Below are 16,241 nucleotides of genomic sequence, written 5' to 3' on the forward strand. Positions count from 1 at the left end.
GCCGATTCGGCCGGGGCCTGCTGCGCGGGCGCCTCCTGCGCCGGGGCCGGCGTGGATGCGGGCGCCTCGCCCGCGTCGCCGATCACGCCCAGTTCGCCGCCGACCTCGACGACGTCGTCCTCCTGGGCCACGATCTTGGTGAGCACACCGGCTGCGGGGGACGGGATTTCGGTGTCGACCTTGTCGGTGGACACTTCGAGCAGGGGCTCGTCGACCTCGACCGTGTCTCCTTCCTGCTTCAGCCACCTGGTCACAGTGCCCTCGGTGACGCTCTCACCAAGAGCTGGCATCTGGACGGAGAAGGCCATGTCCGTTGACTCCTCTAACTGCTCGACGGGTTCACAACAGTTCGTCTCTCGGCGGGGGAACGCCGCGGGTCGCGGCGAGCACCCGATTGCCACCGAACATTCCTGTGGCACCGGAGATCCGTGCGGTTCTTGTTCCGGTTCTCCATCCTTGCACTCGCCGTTGCGATACGTACCACAGGGCGGGCCGTCCGCGGCGCCGTGGCGATTTCACAGCATCGTTCCGACGGCGGAGAGCTGCCTCGATAACGATCTCGGCTATCGGCGTGTCTGGTTCGACACTCCGCGCCGAACGAGCGGGTGCGGAGCGCCTCGGTCCCCGAAGCTGGGCATCCGCCCGAAATGCCCGACAGCTGGCACTATCGATACGTCGGGAGTGCGCACACCCGACATCCGGACAGGAGGTAGGTGGCCGTGGGGTTGCTCGATCGTTTCCGCGGCGGCCGCCCGGGCAGGCGCGCCGACGCCGCCGATATCGGTTATCTGGCCGAGTGGACGCGCTCGCACGTCGGCGTGGAAGCGTATATCGAACCCAAAACGACAGTGACCGATGTCACAGCGGTTCTTATCGCCGCCGATGGGGAATGGACCCGCCGGGTCGTGGGTGAACGCGGCGCGCGGCAATTGTCGAGCCGACTCGGTATCCCGGTGTACGACGTCGGCCGCACCGGCTATCCGCAACGCATGCGCGACTACGACGCGCGTAAGCGCATCGAGCGTAAGCGTGCGCTGGAAGCGGAGTTGCGCGACCTCTCACCGGAGTAGGCGGCAGCCGCCACTGCCTCGGGCGCCGTGGGGATCGGACGCTCCGGCCGGCCGCGCGGGTCGCGGCCGGTCGGAGCGAATCCTGTTGCGCTGCTTACTCGCCCGCGATGTCGGTGAGCACCGCGACCAGCGTCCGCACCGGAACGCCGGTGCCGCCCTTGCCGATGTAGCCGAACGGGCCACCGGTGTTGTAGGCCGGGCCCGCGACATCCAGGTGCGCCCACTGCACCCCCTCGGGCACGAACTCCTTGAGGTAGGTGCCCGCGACGAGCATGCCGCCCCAGCGGTGCGGGGACACGTTGGCCATATCGGCGACCTTCGAGTTCAGATCCGCGCGCAGTTCGCTGGGCAGCGGCATCGGCCAGCCGTTCTCGCCGACCTCTTGCGAGATCCGGGCGACCCGGTCGCGGAACTCCTCGGTACCCATCACGCCGGGGGTCCGCGTGCCCAGTGCCACCATCTGGGCGCCGGTCAGCGTCGCGACGTCGATCAGATAGTCCGGCTCGTCCTCGCCGGCGCGCACGATGGCGTCGGCCAGAATCAGGCGGCCTTCGGCGTCGGTGTTGATGACCTCGATGGTCGTGCCGCCGTACTGGGTCAGCACGTCACCGGGCCGCTGCGCCGTCGCCGACGGCATGTTCTCCGCCATCGGAACGGTGGCGACGACCGTGATCGGCAGGCCGAGCCGGGCCGCCACCAGCGTGGTCGCGATGACCGCCGCGGCGCCACCCATATCGGAGGTCATGTTCTCCATATTCGCCGCCGGCTTGATCGAGATGCCGCCGGTGTCGAAGGTGATGCCCTTACCGATCAGGGCGACCTTCTTCTCACCGCCGGCGTACGTGATGCGGATCAGTCGCGGCGGCCGCGAGGACCCCTGCCCGACGCCGATGATGCCGCCGAAGCCGGCCTCGGCGAGTTGCTTCTCGTCGAGGATTTCCACCTCGAGCCCGGCCGCACGAGCCAGTTCGGCTGCGCGGTCCGCGAATTCGGCCGGGTACAGCGCGTTCGGGGGAGTGTTGACGAAATCGCGTGCGGTGGCGACCGCTTCGGCGACGGCCTGTGCGCGAAACAGTTCCTCCTCGCCCACATCGGGGGACGGGACCAGGAATTCGACCCGCTGCACCGGCTGGTCACCGGGCTTCGGCGCGGACTTGTCGGATTTGAAGGCGGTGAAGGTGTACGCGCCCAGATAGAAGCCTTCGGCGGCGGCGCCCAGATCGAGTCCGGACAGCGTCGTGACCGCGGTGCCCGAACCGGCGAGCGAGCGGGCGGCGGCACCTGCGGATTTGCGGATCTGTTCCGGATCGAGTGCGTCCGGAGCGCCCAGGCCGACCGCGAGCACACTCGTCGCGCCCAGCCCGTCCGGCGCGGGGATCCGGGTCAGCTCCTCGGCCTTGCCCTTGGCCCCCACGGCCAGCAGCGCCGCCAGCAACCGATCACGGGTGTCGCTGTCGAGCACTCCGTCGAAGATGTCGGCAGCGGCGATCTCCGGCCCGTCGTCGGTGGACAGAAGTCCGATCACGAGGACATCGGTGTCGGGGCCGATGCTCTCGGTACGTGCCAGTTCCGGGCCGAGTGAACGATCTGCAACAGCTGTCATGCGCCCAGGTTACTGGGTGCAGCCGCGGTCCTTCCCGGGTGCTCGCGGCGCGGGACGGGACCGTCCGGTGCGGTGCCGCGCCGGCGCGTCCGGTGGGCGGCGGCCCGCCGATCCGGCTACTCCTCGTCGGTCTGCGCGGACAGCGGCACGCCGGTGTGGAAGAACCGGATCAGGCGTCCGATGCGGACGCAATGTGCCGCACAGCGCTCGAAATGGTGTGCCAGCAGCGCTGTTTCGACGGCCATCGCATTGCCGTACTCCCAGTCCGGCTCGGCGACCGCGCGTAGCAGCTGCTGGTGGATCCGATCGACCGCCGGGTCCGGCGGGATCAGGGTGGTATCGGGTTGCACCTGCTGTGCGGTGATCACGGCGATGGCGGCGCCGGTGAGGCCGACGAGGGCGGCGGCCATCGCCGACAGCTGCCGGGTGATCGCGGCCGGTGCCACCGGGTCGGGGAACTTGCGCACCACACCGTCGGCGACCCGGCTCAGTCCGCCCGCGATGCCCGACAGATCTTCCGCGATCTGGATGGCGGTCACCACATTTCGCAGATCGCGGGCGACCGGTGCCTCCAAGGCGAGCAGGATCACCGACCGGTCCTCACATCTGGCATGCTCGGCCTGGATCTGTTCCTCGAGTGCGAAGACCTCGTAGGCGGCGGTCAGATCGGCGTTCTCGATCGCCACCGCGGCCCGCTCGGCCGCCTCGTGTGCCAGCTGCGCCATATGGGCGAGCTCATCGGTGAGCGCCGCGAGCTCGGAGGAGAATTTCGTTCGCACCCTGGTATCTTCGCCGCCCGGCCCGCCGAACGTGCAATATCGCAGGAAAACTCGTCCGATATCCGGCCGGCCCGGTGGTGTCGTGCAGTCCCACACCGAGTGTCGATCACTAGTCTGTACCGAACCGTGCCGACGGTTGTGCGATTGGAGGGTCTCGGGCTGGTGGAGTTGCGAAGCGAGGCACTGTCCGAACAGCGCACGAGTCCGGCGGCGGGCTCGCTCGGCGCGGCGCGGCCGCTGATCTCCGATGCCGCTGCGGCCGAGGACGATGGTTTCGACTGGCTGGGCCGGGCCCGTGCCGGACGCGTACTGCACTTGGAACGGCCGCAACGGATCTGGGAGCGAGATCGGACGCCCGGCCGCTCGCGTCCGTATGTGGTGGCCACCTTCAACCTGAAGGGGGGTGTCGGAAAGACGACCACCACGGCGGCCCTGGCCGAGATTCTGTCGGCGGAGTTCGACAAGCGCGTGCTGCTGATCGATCTGGATCCGCAGGCGAATCTCACGGCCATGATGGTCGGCGAAAACCGGGCCGTGGAACTGGATTCCGTCGACCGCACGCTCGCCGCCATCTTCGCTGCCGCGCTGGCCGGTGCGCCCGCACCCGATGTGCGGGCGCTGATCCAGCGGGAGGTGTCGGCCATGCGCACGGTGACCACGGTCGATCTGCTGCCCGCCTCCCCGAAACTGATTGCGCTGCAGGACGAGATGCCGTCGCTGCGGCACTGTGAGCCGACCGCGGTCCTGGCCGAGGCGTTGTCGGGCGTGCTCGCGGACTACGACTACGTGTTCGTCGACTGTCCGCCGAATCTGGGCCCGATCACCCAGAACGGATTACGACTGTCCGATGGGTACGTCATCCCGACCATCCCGGACATCATGTCCACCTACGGTATTCCGCCGGTGCAGGCGCATCTGCGCCACCTCGCCGCGCGGTGGGGCGCGCCGCTGGAGGAACTCGGCGTCGTGGTGACCAAATATCGGCGCTCGTCGGCGGTGCACCGCAGCACGCTGGAGATTCTGCAGGCGAATCGCACGCTGCCGCGCCTGTTCCCGACCCGTATCCCGGATTCCAACCAGATCGCCGCCGCGGCCGCCTTCACCGATTTCGGCAGTCTGCGCCGGAAGTACGGCACGGGCGGGCAGTTCCTGGCGCTGCGGGAATTGACCGCGGATTTCCTCGCCACCACCCGCATCACGCTGGCCTGGGGTCGTTGAGCAGACGAGCCGATAATGCCCATGATGTCAACTTTGCATTGACGAGTCGATAGTTGTCAACCAGTGGTTGACGATACGGTGTGTCGGTTCTACCGTGGGCGCATGGCTTCCTCCGAACCGTCTCCCCGGATCGTCACCCCCGAACAGCGCCGCGCGACCGGAGCGTCCTTCGGCGTCGATGCCGCCCGTTACGACCGCACTCGCCCGCGTTACCCGCAGGCCATGATCGACCGGATCGTGGCGGCGAGTCCGGGGCCGGCGTTCCTGAACGTCGGCTGCGGCACCGGGATCGAGGCGCGGCAGTTCCGGGCGGCCGGCTGCGCCGTGCTCGGGGTCGAACCCGACGTGCGAATGGCCGACTTCGCGCGTCGCGACGGGGTCGACGTCGAGGTGGCGCGGTTCGAGGAGTGGGATACGGCGGGCCGCCGCTTCGATGCGGTGGTGTCCGGGACGGCCTGGCATTGGCTGGATCCCGCGGCCGGCGCCGCGAAGGCCGCCGAGTCCTTGCGTCCGGGCGGACGATTGGCGCTGTTCTGGCATGTCTTTCATCTGCCGCCCGCCGTGGTCGCGGCCTTCGCGGAGGTCTACAACCGGCTGCTGCCGGATTCGCCGTTCCGCGTACCCGCCGGCGCCGTGCAGGCAATGGAACATTACGAGCCGATATTCACCAACTCGGGCAACGGGATTCGGGACACCGGCGAGTTCGGGGCGGTGCAGCGGTGGCACTACGACTGGGAGCATCGCTACACCCGCGCCGAGTGGCTGGATCAGATGCCCACGCAGGGCACGTTGACCCAGGCTCCGGTGGAGATCGTCGCCGAGGTCCTCGCCGGTGTCGGCGCCGCCATCGACGAGATGGGCGGGAGTTTCACGATGCCGTACACCACCGTCGTCGTCACGGCCGCCCGGGAACCGGCCGCGCTATGAGGTAGCTCACATCACGATCGTCGGGGAACCACGACGGCCCGGGGACGTCCAAAGTCATGACGGACAACATCTTTCGAGACTAGGAATCGTCATGAGACGTACCACGGCTGCACTTCTCACCGCCGCCGCGATCGCCGGCTTCGGCCTGATGGCCGGGCAGGCGACGGCGGCTGCGTCGGCCCCCGCCCGGCATCAGGTGGTCGATCCATCCGAGCGGAACGGCTGCCCGCCGCCGCCGACCGGTCCGGACGGTCGTCCGTTGCCGCCGCCGCGGGGACTGGACGGTAGACCGCTACCGCCGCCGACCGGCGCCGACGGCAAGCCGTGTCCGCCACCGCTGGGTCCCGACGGTCGGCCCTTGCCGCCGCCGCCCGGCGCCTGATCGCGTGACCGCGCTGAGCCCACGACGGTCGCCGCGCCCCTCGTGTGCTCAGCGCCTGTCCACGTCGGCGGGGCGGTCCTGCCGGTGGACGGCGGCTGCGCCGTCGCCCGAGCCTATTCCGGACGCACGACAGCGAAACGCGCACAAGCGAATTCGCCGTTGCGGGCGAGTTCGGTGAGTTCGAGTTCGAGGCGCCGGGGCAGCAGTGGCTGTCCCGCCCCGATGGTGACCGGTGCGATGGAGACGGTCACCTCGTCGAGCAGACCGTGGTCGGCGAACTGACCGGCCAGATCGCCGCCACCGACGATCCAGATGCCCTTGTCGCCGGCGGCCGCCGCCATCTCCTTGTGTACGACGGTGACCGGTTCCTGGGTGAACCGCACGTCGGCGCCGTCGGTCCGGGCGGGGAACTGCCGGTGGGTGAAGACCCAGACCGGCATCGGATAGGGCCAGTCCATTTCCGGATGGTTGTCGAGGATCCACTGATATGTGCTGGCCCCCATGGCCATTGCGCCGATCTTGGCGATGAAACTGTCGTATCCCATCGGTCCGTCACTGTCGACTCGGCGCGTGAGCAGCCAGTCCAGTGAATGGTCCGGAGTCGCGATGAATCCGTCGAGGGTGGTGGCGGTGTAGTACACGGTCCGGGTCATTCTCATCCTCTCCTGCGCAACCACATGATCGGGTCGCCCTGATCGTTTTCCGTTGTGCGGTCGGGTAGTTCGCTGCGGATCCATTGCCGGGCCAGCAGTCGCCGGTAGGCGGAGTAGGTCAGCACGTGCGCGACGACCGAGCCGAGGACGAAACTCTCCGGCGGCTCGCACAGCGCGTCGATGAGAGTGTCGTCCCAGCCACCACGCCGATCGATCTCGCGGACCGTATCGAGCCACCGCGGGGCGACATCGTCGAGCCGGCGGACCAGTTCGGGCAGGTCGTCGCCGCCGCGCTCGGGTTGATCGGCGCCGTCGATGGAGGCCAGCCAGACCTCCTTGGTCCAGATCACCAGATCGAGGACGGTCGCGATCGAGGCGTCCGGCCCGTCCCAGGACAGGACGGCGCGGGTGTCGCGCTGCCGTCGATACTGTGCCTCGTCGAGGTCCTCGGCCATTTCCAGCAATTCGCGGGTGTCGGCCACATCGTGGTGCAGCAGTAGCGATGTCGGATCCATATCGTGCCTACCTCTCGGTTCCCCCTCCACCCACAGCGACATGGGCGGATGGAAGTGGATTCCGTTCACGGCCGGTAACCACCGCGGCCGGGCCTGCGCGGGTGTGGCGCTCGGCGGATGTCCGAAGGCCCGGCTGTAGGCGCGGCTGAACCCCTCCACCGAGTCGTAGCCGGCCGCGAACGCCACATCCGTGACGGCGGCGCCGCTTCCGAGCTGCCACGCGGCCCGCTCCAGTAGTACCCGCCGGCGCATCGCCACCGGCGACTCTCCGGTGCCGCGGGCGAACTGCCGGGAGAAGTGATACGGCGAGGCGAATGCTCCCCGTGCCATGTCGTGCAGTGTGGTGTTGTTCTCATCCAGTACGGAATCGAGCAGTTCTCGTAGTCGGTCGCGTCCGGTGGTCACGCGGTTCAGTCTGGTCCGCCGGAGCGGTGGCGCGCTTGACCGATCTTGCGCATGTCGGTTCGCTAGTCCGCGTCGAGGACGTCGCGCGCCTTGTCGTAAAGACGGTGCCGTTCGTGCGCGCCTATGCTCCCGCCGTTGACTCTGTGGGTGACTTCGTCGAAGCCCTTTTTCTCGAGCACCTTATTGAGATCCTTGTTCTCCCAATACCACGCGGCGGTGTCGAAGGCGTGGTCCGGGTCGTCGGCCTTGTCCGGATGCGCGACCAGATCGATGCCGATGGCCTTGCCGGCTGCCTCGTAGTTCGAGCGGCCGGTGAGCTGCAGGGCGCCACGGCCGTGATAGCGGGAGCCGTCCCCGGGATGGGTATTGCCCAGCGAACGCCCGACTGCGGTCTGCGGGCCGTAGTTGTGGTCGAAGTAGGCGCGGTCCCCGTATTCGTCCAGGGTTCTCAGCCCAGCGGTCTCGTGCAGCACCTGCGCAAGGAACGCGGCCTCGCGGTCGGGTGTGGTGATCTCGGCCGACAGCATCGCCTTGTTCAAATACGGTAGGTATTTTGCCAACGTTCCATCGGGGACGCTTGCAATGCCGGCTGCGGAATTCGTCTTCGGCACAAGTGCTTTCAGATCATTCAGGGTCAACGGGCCCATCGCGTCCCCGGTCGACTCGTTCGTGCCGGCGACGGCCTCGTACTTCTTCGCGATCTTTCGCAGCGAGGTCCGCAGCCGCTCGATGAGTCCTACTTCCACGCTCGTGGACAGCGGCCCCGTTCCCACTGCGTGCAGTGCGGACCGTAGTTCGCACACCTCGTCCCAGATCTCGCGATTGAGTTCGGTGCCCATTGTCGCCGCGTCGGCCACCTTGGCGGCGATGTCCCGGTGCCGGCTGACCAAGCCCTGGGTCACGCCGCGGATCTTGTCCACGGTGGCGTTGTGTGCTGTAGCGACCAGGGATTTGTCGATGGTGTCGTCCAGTCCGGTCGTGCGCAGCACCTGGTTCACGTCGGGAACCGCCGCCTTGTCACCGACGCCGAGGTGGTCGACCATCGCCTGGAACAGCGCCCGCACCAGACCGGTCGTATGCCGCAACGCGGGCCTGGCGCGAGGTGGCGCCGGCAGGTCGACGGTCCAGCCCGTCCAGCCGTAGGTCGGGCAGATCGTGGCGTCGTCGGGGCCGGCGGCCTGCGGTGACGTCGCCCGCTCCTGGGCAGCCGCTTCGGCCAGGATGCGTGAAGTGGGTACGACCCGCTCGACGCCCATGCTGTCATGCTGGCACGATCGCGCGGTGGTTCTCAGCTATGAGAACGGCCGGACACTCAGATCCGGTGGTGCCGGTGTCCCCCGAATCCGGGTGGGCCGAATCCGCGCTGACTGCGGATGAACAGGAAGAACAGCACCGGAAAGACGAAGAACGGAACCATATGCGTGGTCGCGGCGACCGCGACCGCGAAGACCAGGACGGCGACCACGAGGGCCGGCACGAACGCACGCGGTCGGGACCGGCGAGGCGGCGGCAACGCCGGTGCCGGGGGTGCCGGGCGCGGCAGATCGGCGAAGAGTTCGAGCAGGTCGGCGGCGGTCTTGGCGGCATAGGCGCGGCGCACTCGCTCGTCGTATTCGTCGAGATCCAGCCGCCCGGCGGCGAAATGGTCGCCGAGCGCGGCCGCGGCCCGCTCGCGTTCGGCCGTGCCGACCCGGACACCGGGCGGCCCGAACACCGCGGGATCGAAATCGGTCATGGCAACCGCCTCACCGGTGGAACGAATCACGATGCTCCCAGGGTAGGCCGGTTTCCGGCGGTACGCCTGCGCCGACGGGCGTATTCGCGGCTACATCCCGCGGCGGACTCCTTCCTGCCGAGCACCGCCGGGGAGACCACGGCATCGTCGGCGCACTGATACCCGAAACCGTTGCGGCGAAACAGCATTCGCCGCGTTCTGCCAGGTCGCGCACCTGTCGGATTTCGCACAACCGCAGGTGACTGCGCGCGCCGGAGTCGGTCGGTACCGTGGCTGGTCGAGCATCGAGATACAGCCGTCGCAAGGGAGTGGAAGCCTTGGAGGAGGTAATTCGACCGCTGGTGGTTTTCGCGGTGACCCTCGCGGTCACCATCGCCACCGGTCTACTGGCCGATCGCTTGCTGTGCCGCGCGGCCGGCAGACACCCGCAGAACCGACTGCCCAGCCTGCTGCGCCGGGTACATATGCCGTTGCAGGTCTTCCTGGCGACACTCGCGCTGCATTTCACCTACCCGCTGGCGCAGATCCAGTTGCGGCGCGACGACGTGGTCCTCAATGTGCTCGCCGCCATGGCGATCCTGTCCGCCGCCTGGGTGGTGATGCGGGCCGTCGACGCGGTCGCCGAGAACACGCTGGACAAATACGCCCGCCGCACCCATGACGTCGCCAAGGTGCGGCGGCTGCACACCCAGTTGACGTTGGTGCGGCGGATCATCACCACCGTGCTCGCGATCACGACCGCGGCCGTCGCGATCCTGCTGCTGTTCCCGAACCTGCGCACGCTCGGCACCTCGCTGCTGGCCTCGGCCGGGATCATCGGGGTGATCGCCGGTGTCGCGGCCCAGTCGACGCTCGGCAATCTCGTGGCCGGTCTGCAGATCGCGTTCGGCGATTCGGTGAAGATCGGCGACACCGTCGTGGTCGAGGGGGAGTGGGGCACGATCGAGGAGATCACCCTGTCGTTTCTCACGGTGCGCATCTGGGACGACCGCCGGCTCACCATGCCGGTGTCGTACTTCAATTCCAAGCCCTACGAGAACTGGTCCAAGGGCGGGCCGCAGATCACCGGCACGGTATTCCTGTACCTGGACACCAGCACGCCCGTGGCCGCGTTGCGCGAACATCTGGGCGAGTATCTGCGCACCCGCGACGACTGGGACGGCCGCACCTGGAATCTGCTGGTGACCGACAGCACGCCGACCGGTATTCAGGTGCGCGCGTCGATGTCGGCTCGTAATCCGGACGACGTGTGGACACTGCGCTGCGCGGTGCGCGAGGAGCTGCTGGCCTGGCTGGGCCGAGAACATCCGAACGCGCTGCCCAGGATTCCCGCCAGTGTGGTGGAGCGGACGCCCGCGATGGCGGAGTAGACGATTCGACGGGCGCCGGTGTCGGCGGCTGCGTATAGGGTTTCGGCGTGCGCGATTTCCGCTTCGGTGTCAATTTTCTGAGCCCCGGTTCCGCCGACGAGTGGGCAGCCAAATGCCGGCGGGCCGAAACCCTCGGCTACGACGTGCTGTTGGTGCCGGACCATCTCGAGATGCCCGCCCCCTTCCCGTCGGTTCTCGCCGCGGCGCAGGCGACCGAACGGCCACGGGTCGGTACCTTCGTCCTGAACGCGGCCTTCTGGAATCCCGTACTGCTGGCCCGCGATGTCGTGAGTACCGCCCGGCTCAGCGCCGGCCGCCTCGAGCTCGGGCTCGGCACCGGTTATGTGCGCGCCGAATTCGACGAAGCGGGAATCGACTTCGGCACCCCGCGTACCCGGGTCGACCATCTCGAACGGACCCTCGTCGAACTCGATCGCCTGCTGCCGGATCCGCGACCTACCATCCTGCTCGGCGGCAGCGGCAACCGGATGCTGCGGCTGGCGGCCCGTCATGCCGACATCATCGCCTTCACCGGCGCGGAACCCGTCCCCGGCAGTACCGACGGCAGCATTCGGCTGTCGACCGCCGCCACGGTGGACGAGCGGGTGGCCGCCGCGCGCCGCTTCACCGCCGAATTCGACCGCGATCCCGAGTTCAACATCCTGATCCAACAGGTCGTCACCACCTCCGACCGCGCCGCGGCGGCCGCCGAAATCGCTTCCCACGCAGACCATTTGACGCCCGAGGAAGTGCTCGACCTGCCCACCTTCCTGATCGGCACCACCACCGAAATGGCCGACCAGTTGCGCCGGCGTCGCGAACGCTTCGGCTTCTCGTACGTGACGGTGCTGGAACCGGCGGTGGAGGATTTCGCGCCGGTGATCGCCGAACTGCGCGGGTGACACCTGGCCGCGCGCCCGGGTCAGGCGAGTACCCGGCGCAGTTGCGGTCGCTTCGGCAGGCGTCCGTCTCCGGTCGAGACGCCGCGCATCCGCCGCCACAACCACGGCCGTACGGTCGCTGCGACCCAGGCGATTTCTCCGATCACACCACCGGCGCGGTAGGACTCGGCGTCGGCGGATGCCTCGGCCCAGCTGTGGTCCGCGCCGTCGAGACCGAGTGCTTCCGCGGCCGCGAGGGCGAACCGGTCGTGGCCGCGGGGTGAGCCGTGTAACCGGTCCGCGCTCCACATCCGCAGGTCGGTCATCGACGGCGCGCCGAACAGGTCGACCAGGCACAGGTCGTAGCGGTCGGCGCACAACCGGATCCGGTCGTTCACGAGGTCGATCCGCGGGCCGATCAGCCGGGCCGCCAGCGGCACGATGCGCCGGGCGTCGGGGAACGTGGTCGTGACGACCGTGGCACCGCCGGCGCGCAATTTCGCGTACAGCTCCTCCATGATGTCGAGTGCGGCGGCGAAATCGCCGCCCGGTGCCGTGACGTCGTTCATGCCCGCGCAGATCCCGACCAGATCCGGATCCATGGCGAGCGCCGCGTCGAGCTGTTCGTCCCGGACCTGGGCGAGCCGGCGGCCGCGGACGGCGAGGTTGGCGTAGGCGATATCCGGATTGTCCTCGGCGAGTCGGGTGGCCAGGCGGTCGGCCCAGCCACGCAGGCCCCCGTGGGCGTCACCGTCCCACAGTCCCTCGGTCTGGCTGTCTCCCATGGCCACGAACCGCTCGTACCGGATACGCGACGGGGACCCGTCCTCGCGTGGTGCCGAGGGCGATGTCGGCATGGCAGACCTCCGGAATCCATGGGACGGTACCGATCATTACCGTCGCTAACGGCCCACCAGGTTACCCGCAGCCGAGAAGCCGGCCACCATCCGGAACAGTCCCGGATCGGCGACGACGAAGTCCGGTACGCCGGCGACGCGCTGCCGGAAGCGGGGATCCTCGATCGCCGCCCGCCAGGCCTGGGCGCTGTCCCAGTGCGCGACGTTCACCAGCTGGAAATGGGTATCGGCGGCGATCGCCCGGTGCAGTCGGCTGTCCCGGAAGCCGGGCGCCTTGCTCATCAATTCCGCGCGGTCGACCCAGTCGGTCAGGAATCCGTCGATCCGGTCGGGCGGGATTTCGAAGACGTTCACGAACGTGATGCCCGGCTCCGCATCGGAACGGTCCGGCTGCGAACCGAATTCGGCCGCAACCCGATACCACCCGCCGCGCACCGTGGCGTAGTCGTTCGCGGTGGCCGCGGACGCGGTGAACGCGGGATTCGCCAGCGCTCGGTCGCGCGCTTCGACACTGTCCCACCGAGCCACGTTGACCAGACCCAACCGGGTCTCCGGCCGCAGGCGCCGATGGAGTCGCGCAGCTCGGAAACCCGGGGCGGTGTGGACGAGTGCGACGCGCTCGCGCCACCGCTCGACAGCCTCGTCGATCCGATCTTCCGGTAACTCCCACGTGTCGATCAGGGTGATTCCGTCAGCAATCATCGCACCATCCTGAAACCTCGAGTGCGGTGGAGGTCAACAGTGGTGTGGGTCACCACGTGCGGATGTTCTTCCGTCGTAACCCCTGCACGGGTGCGGACAATGTAATACCTTGGTGGACAGAGCTTTTGGCGGCCATGGTGCGGCGGCTCGATCAGGGTCCCCGGCCGGCTGGGCTGGTAAGGGGGAACTGCGATGTCCGATATCGCCTTCGAACAGCGTCGTCATCGGATCGAGCACACGCTCCGCGAACAGGTGGTGCTGACGCCGGCCTGGCGGCGATTCCTCTCGGTTCCGCTGCTGCGCGACGGCTGGCACGTCCTGATCGAACGCGAGAACAGCAGATCGGATCGGTTCGATGCCTATGCTGTCGGTCCCGGCGGCGTTTTCGCGCTGGTACTCACCGATGTGGTCCCCGCCGCCGCGGACCTTCGCCGGATCCGCTGGCGCGCCGAGGAGACATTCGCCAACCTCACCGCGGGGCGGAAAAGGTATGTGCCGCACATGATCGAGATCCTGCTGCTGATGGCTCAGGCGCCGCCGACCCCGGCCGAAGCGCGCTACATCGCGGTCGATCCGGCAACGATCGCGAAACGCCTGTTCGCCGAGGCGACACTGTCGAAGCAGCATGCGCGGCAGATCGCGATGACGGTCGCCGAGCGCAACTCCTGGTTCACGCTGCTGTCCGCCGAGCCGGTCGCCACCGAAACCGTCACGGGTGAAGGACTTTTCGACACCGCCACACTCCGGGCGAACGAGCGCGCCCGAGCGCTGCGGCGACCGTTCCGGGAATGGATGATCTACCTCGATCCGGATCAGCTCGATCTGGTCTACCGGAACTACAGCGGCCCGGCGCGCATCAGTGGCCCGGCGGGAACCGGCAAAACCGTTGTCGCCCTGCACCGGATGGCACGCCTGTCGAAGCAGGGCGGCGGGCGGCAACTGTTCACCAGCTTCGTGCGTACCCTGCCGACCTATCACGAATCGGGTTTCCGCCGGCTCGCGCCGCATGCCGGCGAACGGGTCGAGTTCCTCGGCCTGCACGCCTGGACCACACAATTCCTGCGCAACCGCGACATCGGCTGCCGTCTCCGCACCGGAGACAACGCGTTCTATCACGCCTGGCGCACGGCCCGGACCCATCTCGAACCCATCGAACCGAATCCGAGCTACTGGAAGGACGAGCTGCACCGGGTCATCAAGGGGCAGGGCATCGACGATCCGGAGATCTACCTGAAGATCGACCGGGTGGGCCGGAATCGGCTGCGGCTGGACCGATCTCGCCGCGAGCTCGTCTGGAATCATCTCTACCTGCCGTACCAGGCGGCGTTGCAGGATCTGGACATCGTCGACTTCAACGACGTGATCGACCTCGCCGTCGAGGAGTTGCGCGCCGCGCCGCTCGACGATCCCTACGATCTGGTCGTGGTCGACGAGGTTCAGGACTTCACCCTCATGGAGCTGAAGCTGGTGCACCAGATCGCCGGTGGCACCTCGACCGCACCGCTGCTGCTGGTCGGTGACGGGCAGCAACAGGTCTATCCCGGTGGATGGCGGCTCTCCGACGCCGGGATCCCGATCGTCGGTCGTGGCGCGGTCCTACGCACCAATTACCGCAACCGAGCGGCGGTCCACGACTACGCCAAGCGGGTCGATGCCACCAACCGTGTCGACGATCTGGACGGCGGCCCCGGCTTCCTGCTGCGCGACAGCGAGGTGGTCCTGCCCGGTGGCACCGTCGTCACCCGGACCTTCTCCCGGTCCCGGGCCGAGGTCGAGGTGATCGAGGCACTGACCGCCTTCGGCGGCACCGATGCGGCTGTCGTCACCGATACCAACCGGCAGGCCGAACGAGTGCTGGCCGCCCTGCATCGAAGGAAGGTTGCGGCGATCTCCCTTGCCCAGTACGACGGCACCCAGCACGACGCCGTGAAGGTCGGCACCGTTCATCGCGCCAAAGGAATGGACTTCGCCGCCGTCTTCCACCTCACCGACGCCCCCACCGCACCCATCGACCGATTGCGCGGCAGCGAACGCGACCGCGCCGAACTCGCCGCCCGGCAGACCATGGTCGCGCTGACCCGCGCGCGGGACCACATCTGGATCGGCTTCCTGCGCGACTGACGATCGAGGCGCCGGAACGGGGCCTACCTGCATGTCCACGCAGCGCAACATCGGTTTGTGCGTGCAACGGGTGCGAGCGGATCCCGTAGCGGGTCGGTTTTTCTCATCTCCATCGGTTACCTTCGGCATCCATGACCGACGCATCACGGGGTCGGGCCGCGCCCGAGCCGAAGCCCGCCGCACCGTCCCGAGCCCATCACCGACGCCCGGGCCGGGTGCGGCATGTGCTGGCCTCGGTGGCGCTGGCGGCGCTGACCGCGACGGTGCCGCTGGCCTTCGCCCCGGCCATGCCGGCGTCGGCGGCGGTGACGAAATCCGGAATCGAGAACGCCGCGGCCCGGGACGCGGTCGAAGACCTGGTCGGCGACCACCCGTGGTCGGTGGCCGTACCGGCCGATTTCGCGGCCGAGGCCGGATACCGCCCGGTCGTCGAGGACGGGTTGATGGTCGACCCCGACGGCGACTGCTCGTCGCCGATTCAGCTGCCGACGGAGTTCACCGAGGCGTGTAAGGCGCACGATCTGGGCTACGACATGCTCCGCTACGCCGAGCAGCGGCGCCAGCCCCTGCATCCCTGGGCCCGGCAGGCGATCGACGCCACATTGCAGCGGCGCATGCACGACGCCTGCGCCACTCGCGGCGACACTGCCGCCCGGGCCCGCTGCGACGTCGTGGCCACGGTCGCCACGACCGGCGTCGACCTGAACTCCCGGCGCCAGAACTACGCGACGCCGGACCCGGAATATCTTTTCGGAACCCAGCTTTCGGGTGAACATCTCGACAACCAGCTGCTGCGGGTCGGCGGGCCCGTGACCCTGGCTGCGGTGCTGGTGGCCGGGGCCGGTCTGGCAGCGTGGCGGCGGATGCGGTCGAGCCGGAGCGCGCCCGCCGGTGCCGTGCCGGAAGCCGGTGCCGCCGCATGACCACAGTCGCCCCACGCCCCCTCACGCCGCACTCGGTGGTGCCGAAGGCGCCGAATCCGCCCGTGCCGAAGACACCGAATCCGCCCGTGCCGAAGGCGCA

Annotated in this window: 17 protein-coding genes; 8 read left to right on the forward strand and 9 right to left on the reverse strand. The window is 68.4% G+C overall.

The window, feature by feature from the left end:
* A partial coding sequence (locus tag ON37_RS28060) for a biotin/lipoyl-containing protein (protein ID WP_305082373.1) occupies window positions 1-308 on the reverse strand: 308 nt, incomplete at its 3' end.
* A 411-nt stretch (window positions 309-719) separates the two neighbouring features.
* Between ON37_RS28060 and ON37_RS28065 the strand changes: the two genes are divergently transcribed.
* The gene (locus tag ON37_RS28065) at window positions 720-1,070 is read left to right on the forward strand and encodes a hypothetical protein (RefSeq protein WP_040723771.1); all 351 of its coding nucleotides are present in this window, start codon (window positions 720-722) and stop codon (window positions 1,068-1,070) included.
* 94 nt (window positions 1,071-1,164) lie between these two features.
* Here the strand turns inward: ON37_RS28065 and ON37_RS28070 are convergent, their stop codons facing one another.
* Together ON37_RS28070 and ON37_RS28075 are read right to left on the reverse strand one after the other, a co-directional pair.
* On the reverse strand, window positions 1,165-2,673 hold the full coding sequence (locus tag ON37_RS28070; protein WP_040723772.1) for a leucyl aminopeptidase: 1,509 nt from the start codon (window positions 2,671-2,673) through the stop codon (window positions 1,165-1,167).
* Window positions 2,674-2,789: 116 nt separating this feature from the next.
* Complete coding sequence (locus ON37_RS28075; RefSeq protein WP_040723773.1) at window positions 2,790-3,452, reverse strand: phosphate signaling complex PhoU family protein; 663 nt, start codon at window positions 3,450-3,452, stop codon at window positions 2,790-2,792.
* A gap of 126 nt (window positions 3,453-3,578) precedes the next feature.
* Between ON37_RS28075 and ON37_RS28080 the strand changes: the two genes are divergently transcribed.
* From ON37_RS28080 to ON37_RS28090, 3 genes are all read left to right on the forward strand, one after another.
* Window positions 3,579-4,670 (forward strand): ParA family protein, encoded by a 1,092-nt coding sequence (locus ON37_RS28080; protein ID WP_306306519.1) that lies wholly within the window; start codon window positions 3,579-3,581, stop codon window positions 4,668-4,670.
* Between the two features lie 102 nt (window positions 4,671-4,772).
* A complete protein-coding gene (locus tag ON37_RS28085) occupies window positions 4,773-5,597 on the forward strand; it encodes a class I SAM-dependent methyltransferase (protein WP_040723774.1) in 825 nt (274 codons plus the stop codon).
* A gap of 91 nt (window positions 5,598-5,688) precedes the next feature.
* Window positions 5,689-5,979, forward strand: coding sequence for a hypothetical protein (locus ON37_RS28090; protein WP_040723775.1), 291 nt, complete (start codon window positions 5,689-5,691; stop codon window positions 5,977-5,979).
* A gap of 113 nt (window positions 5,980-6,092) precedes the next feature.
* Here ON37_RS28090 and ON37_RS28095 read toward each other — a convergent pair whose 3' ends face one another.
* The 4 genes from ON37_RS28095 to ON37_RS31305 form a co-directional block, all read right to left on the reverse strand.
* The gene (locus ON37_RS28095) at window positions 6,093-6,632 is read right to left on the reverse strand and encodes a dihydrofolate reductase family protein (protein WP_040723777.1); all 540 of its coding nucleotides are present in this window, start codon (window positions 6,630-6,632) and stop codon (window positions 6,093-6,095) included.
* A 2-nt stretch (window positions 6,633-6,634) separates the two neighbouring features.
* The gene (locus ON37_RS28100; protein ID WP_245553545.1) at window positions 6,635-7,552 is read right to left on the reverse strand and encodes a helix-turn-helix domain-containing protein; all 918 of its coding nucleotides are present in this window, start codon (window positions 7,550-7,552) and stop codon (window positions 6,635-6,637) included.
* Between the two features lie 62 nt (window positions 7,553-7,614).
* Window positions 7,615-8,808 carry a glycoside hydrolase family 19 protein gene (locus ON37_RS31300; protein WP_051032214.1) on the reverse strand — a complete coding sequence of 398 codons (1,194 nt, stop codon included), beginning with the start codon at window positions 8,806-8,808 and terminating at the stop codon, window positions 7,615-7,617.
* Between the two features lie 56 nt (window positions 8,809-8,864).
* Window positions 8,865-9,317, reverse strand: coding sequence for a DUF1707 SHOCT-like domain-containing protein (locus ON37_RS31305; RefSeq protein ID WP_245553546.1), 453 nt, complete (start codon window positions 9,315-9,317; stop codon window positions 8,865-8,867).
* 287 nt (window positions 9,318-9,604) lie between these two features.
* Between ON37_RS31305 and ON37_RS28115 the strand changes: the two genes are divergently transcribed.
* Complete coding sequence (locus tag ON37_RS28115; protein WP_040723812.1) at window positions 9,605-10,657, forward strand: mechanosensitive ion channel family protein; 1,053 nt, start codon at window positions 9,605-9,607, stop codon at window positions 10,655-10,657.
* A gap of 47 nt (window positions 10,658-10,704) precedes the next feature.
* Window positions 10,705-11,559 (forward strand): TIGR03621 family F420-dependent LLM class oxidoreductase, encoded by an 855-nt coding sequence (locus ON37_RS28120; RefSeq protein WP_040723779.1) that lies wholly within the window; start codon window positions 10,705-10,707, stop codon window positions 11,557-11,559.
* Window positions 11,560-11,579: 20 nt separating this feature from the next.
* Here ON37_RS28120 and ON37_RS28125 read toward each other — a convergent pair whose 3' ends face one another.
* Together ON37_RS28125 and ON37_RS28130 are read right to left on the reverse strand one after the other, a co-directional pair.
* The gene (locus ON37_RS28125; protein WP_040723813.1) at window positions 11,580-12,323 is read right to left on the reverse strand and encodes an SGNH/GDSL hydrolase family protein; all 744 of its coding nucleotides are present in this window, start codon (window positions 12,321-12,323) and stop codon (window positions 11,580-11,582) included.
* Window positions 12,324-12,440: 117 nt separating this feature from the next.
* Window positions 12,441-13,097 (reverse strand): antibiotic biosynthesis monooxygenase family protein, encoded by a 657-nt coding sequence (locus ON37_RS28130; protein WP_040723780.1) that lies wholly within the window; start codon window positions 13,095-13,097, stop codon window positions 12,441-12,443.
* Between the two features lie 192 nt (window positions 13,098-13,289).
* On the opposite strand from ON37_RS28130, the gene ON37_RS28135 reads away from it, so the two are divergent.
* Together ON37_RS28135 and ON37_RS28140 are read left to right on the forward strand one after the other, a co-directional pair.
* A complete protein-coding gene (locus ON37_RS28135) occupies window positions 13,290-15,218 on the forward strand; it encodes a UvrD-helicase domain-containing protein (protein WP_040723781.1) in 1,929 nt (642 codons plus the stop codon).
* Window positions 15,219-15,349: 131 nt separating this feature from the next.
* Window positions 15,350-16,141, forward strand: coding sequence for a hypothetical protein (locus tag ON37_RS28140; RefSeq protein WP_157171646.1), 792 nt, complete (start codon window positions 15,350-15,352; stop codon window positions 16,139-16,141).
* The last annotated feature ends 100 nt before the right edge of the window (window positions 16,142-16,241 follow it).

It is taken from the genome of Nocardia veterana NBRC 100344 (assembly GCF_000308855.1).
GTDB classification, from domain to species: domain Bacteria; phylum Actinomycetota; class Actinomycetes; order Mycobacteriales; family Mycobacteriaceae; genus Nocardia; species Nocardia veterana.